This window comes from Iamia sp., from assembly GCF_035575815.1.
Taxonomy (GTDB): domain Bacteria; phylum Actinomycetota; class Acidimicrobiia; order Acidimicrobiales; family Iamiaceae; genus Iamia.
The window spans coordinates 1-2,732 of the sequence record NZ_DATLXO010000135.1 but is presented as its reverse complement, the minus strand read 5'-3'; the positions used below and the strand labels follow the sequence as shown (position 1 = coordinate 2,732).

The following is a 2,732-nucleotide window of genomic DNA, read 5'->3' as shown; positions in this document are numbered from 1 at the left end:
AGGCAGCGCACGGCAGGGGCCGGTTGCCACGGGCCGCCGAGTGCACTGGGCCCGGCCGGGGGACCGCTACGCCCTGTGCGGCTCGGTGGTCGTCGACGCCGAGGTCGTCGCTGACGACCGCCCGGTCGTCGCGTTGCTCACGTCCTGCATCGCCTGCGAGCGCAAGCGCCCACGGGTGGGCATCGAGGGATGACCGCCAGCGGCCGCTCCTCAAGCCGCCTGGCCCGAACCTCGGCGTTTGGCAAGAGTGGCATTACCAGTGGCAGGTCCGCCCGGCGTCTATGACCTGTGCTGCCGAGCCACCGACGCCACCGACGACCGGCGGCCCCGCTGACCCCCCGGGGTCCTCGGCGGCTACCACCAACGCCGTCCCACGGGTCCTTCTCCAGGTCATCCGAGGGTACTGACCGGGCTCCGCAGTGGGTTGTGGTCGAGAACTCGGGCAGCGAGCAAAAAGGGGCTCAACTGACGCTTCCGTGGGTCACTGAACCGTCCGATCGCGGGCGCACGCCTTGTCGCCCCTACGTTTTCCGGCTGTCAAAGGTCGGTGACGGAGGAGGAGCAAGGCGTGCGGGTGAAGACGGTACTCAAGAGCGTGCTGGGGTTGTGTCGCGCAGTTGTGATCTCGGCGTGGGAGCTGCAGGAGCGGGGCGAGGCGACGAGGCCTGTGCTGGTCGTGACGATCCGCACGAAGGTCGGCCGACGGGGCCGCTGCGGGCGGTGCGGGGCGCCCGCCCCGTGGTTCGACCGCGGTGACGGTGAACGCCGCTGGCGCCATGTCGATGTCGGCTACGTCACCTGCGAGCTGGTGGCGGTGGCGCCACGGGTGAGCTGCGCCGACCATGGCGTCACCGTGGCCGAGGTTCCCTGGGCTCGCCACGACACGGCGTTCTCCCGGGCCTTCGAGGACCTGGTGGTCCACGACGCCATCGTGGGAAGCAAGCAGGCCGCCGCGCAGCGCTACTCGATCTCGTGGCGGGCGGTGAACAACGCCTGTGTCCGACTCGCCACCGAGGCCCTCGGCCGGGTCGATCTGCTGGACGGCCTGGTGGCAGTGGCGATCGACGAGGTGAAGTACAAGAAAGGACACAAGTACCTCACCGTGGTGTGTGACCACTTCACCGGCCGGGTCGTGTGGGCCGTCAAGGGCCGCAGCAAGGACAGCGTCGGCGCCTTCTTCGCCGCCCTGGGCGACGAACGGGCGGCCCGGCTCCGGTTCGTGTCCGCCGACGGGGCCGAGTGGATCCGCACCGTGGTGGCCGAGAAGGCGCCCGACGCCGTCGTGTGCCTGGACACCTTTCACGTGATCGGCTGGGCAACCGGCGCCCTCGACGAGGTCCGGCGGGAGGAATGGAACACCCTGCGCCGGGCCGGCGCCGGCGCTGCCGCCAAGCAGTTCAAGGGCCTGCGCTGGCTGCTGCTGCGCAACTGGGAGAACCTGAGCGCCAAGCAGAAGTCGGTGATCCGGGGACTGGGCAAGGCGAACCGGCGGGCCTTTCGGGCGTGGCAGCTCAAGGAGGAGCTGCGCGACATCTTCGCCATGCCTCTCCTGGCGGCCCGGCGTGCCCTCGACGACTGGCTCGCCTACGCCAGCCGGTCCCAGCTCGCTCCGTTCGTGAAGCTGGCCCGCACCATCCGCCACTACCGGGCGTCCATCGAAGCCACCATCGAGTGGAAGCTCACCAACGGCATCGCCGAGTCGAACAACGCCTCCATCGGCCGCATCCGGGCCAACGCCCGCGGCTTTCACGACGCGGACGCGTTCATCACCATGATCATGCTGGACCGAGGCGGCCTCGGTCCCGAGTTGCCGTGGGTGGCCGCGTGACCCACGGGAGCGTCAGTTGTCCCACATTTCGTCTACACCTGGCCGTCGAGGAGAGCATTCTTCTCGGTCAAAGCCAAGGTTCGGACGATCAGCCGAGGAGGACCGAACCGACCGCTCAAGGCCGTCCTGCACCAGCTCAACCAGGTGCTGCGCGGCTGGTCCAACTACTTCCGGCACGGGGCGTCATCGGCAACCTTCGCCGCCCTGCACCAGTTCTCCTGGTTCAGGGTCACGCGATGGCTTCGCCGCAAACACCCACGTGCCTCTTGGAAGTGGCTCCGACGCCGCTACCTGCCCAGGTGGTGGCCGACCGAGGGTGCAACGACCCTGTTTGACCCGGCAGGGGTGGCGGTCATCCGCTACCGCTACCGGGGCGCCAAGATCGCGACACCATGGACGCCAGCGGAGACGATGACCGCCTGAGCCTTGCCTGGTATGGGCTCGTGGAGAGCCGGATGCGTGGGAACGCGCACGTCCGGTTCGGAGGTGCGGGCCGGGGAACCAGACCTCCCGGAATGGAGGCACTGCGCCCCGGCCCGACCCCTACCAGCACGTCCCTGTCCAGCGGACAGCCGAGGCCATGGCCGATCTGTTCGGCGTGAAGTTGTCGACGGGGACCGTCGATGCCATCTACTCCGAGGCCGGCCGGCGCCTGGGCGGCTTCATCGTTGCCCTCGTCGCCATCCTGCGCGCCCTGCCGGTGCTGCACGCCGATGAGACCACTGACCGGATCGGGACGGCGACGTGTTGGATGCACGTCGTGTCCACCTCCATGTTCACCCTGATCCACGCCTCGGTGACCAGGGGGACAATCGAGGCGCTCGAGCGTGACCAGTAGGCGCCGTGTTGGACCGGTAGCAGTCGGTCCACTCATTGTCACCCGGCGCGAACAGGAAAGGGTCCT

At 68.9% G+C, this 2,732-nt stretch carries 3 protein-coding genes and 1 pseudogene; all 4 read left to right on the top strand.

The genetic code is table 11. The annotated features are described in order from the left end of the window. Positions 1 to 193 (top strand): hypothetical protein (locus tag VNL12_RS14320; RefSeq protein WP_325595620.1); only part of this gene is annotated, 193 nt, incomplete at its 5' end. Between the two features lie 375 nt (positions 194 to 568). Further along, on the top strand, positions 569 to 1,828 hold the full coding sequence (locus tag VNL12_RS14315) for an ISL3 family transposase (RefSeq protein ID WP_325595619.1): 1,260 nt from the start codon (positions 569 to 571) through the stop codon (positions 1,826 to 1,828). A gap of 75 nt (positions 1,829 to 1,903) precedes the next feature. Continuing rightward, positions 1,904 to 2,251, top strand: a pseudogene (locus VNL12_RS21260) (group II intron maturase-specific domain-containing protein); the annotation flags it as partial. A 7-nt stretch (positions 2,252 to 2,258) separates the two neighbouring features. Next, a complete protein-coding gene (locus tag VNL12_RS14310; RefSeq protein ID WP_325595621.1) occupies positions 2,259 to 2,666 on the top strand; it encodes an IS66 family transposase in 408 nt (135 codons plus the stop codon). The last annotated feature ends 66 nt before the right edge of the window (positions 2,667 to 2,732 follow it).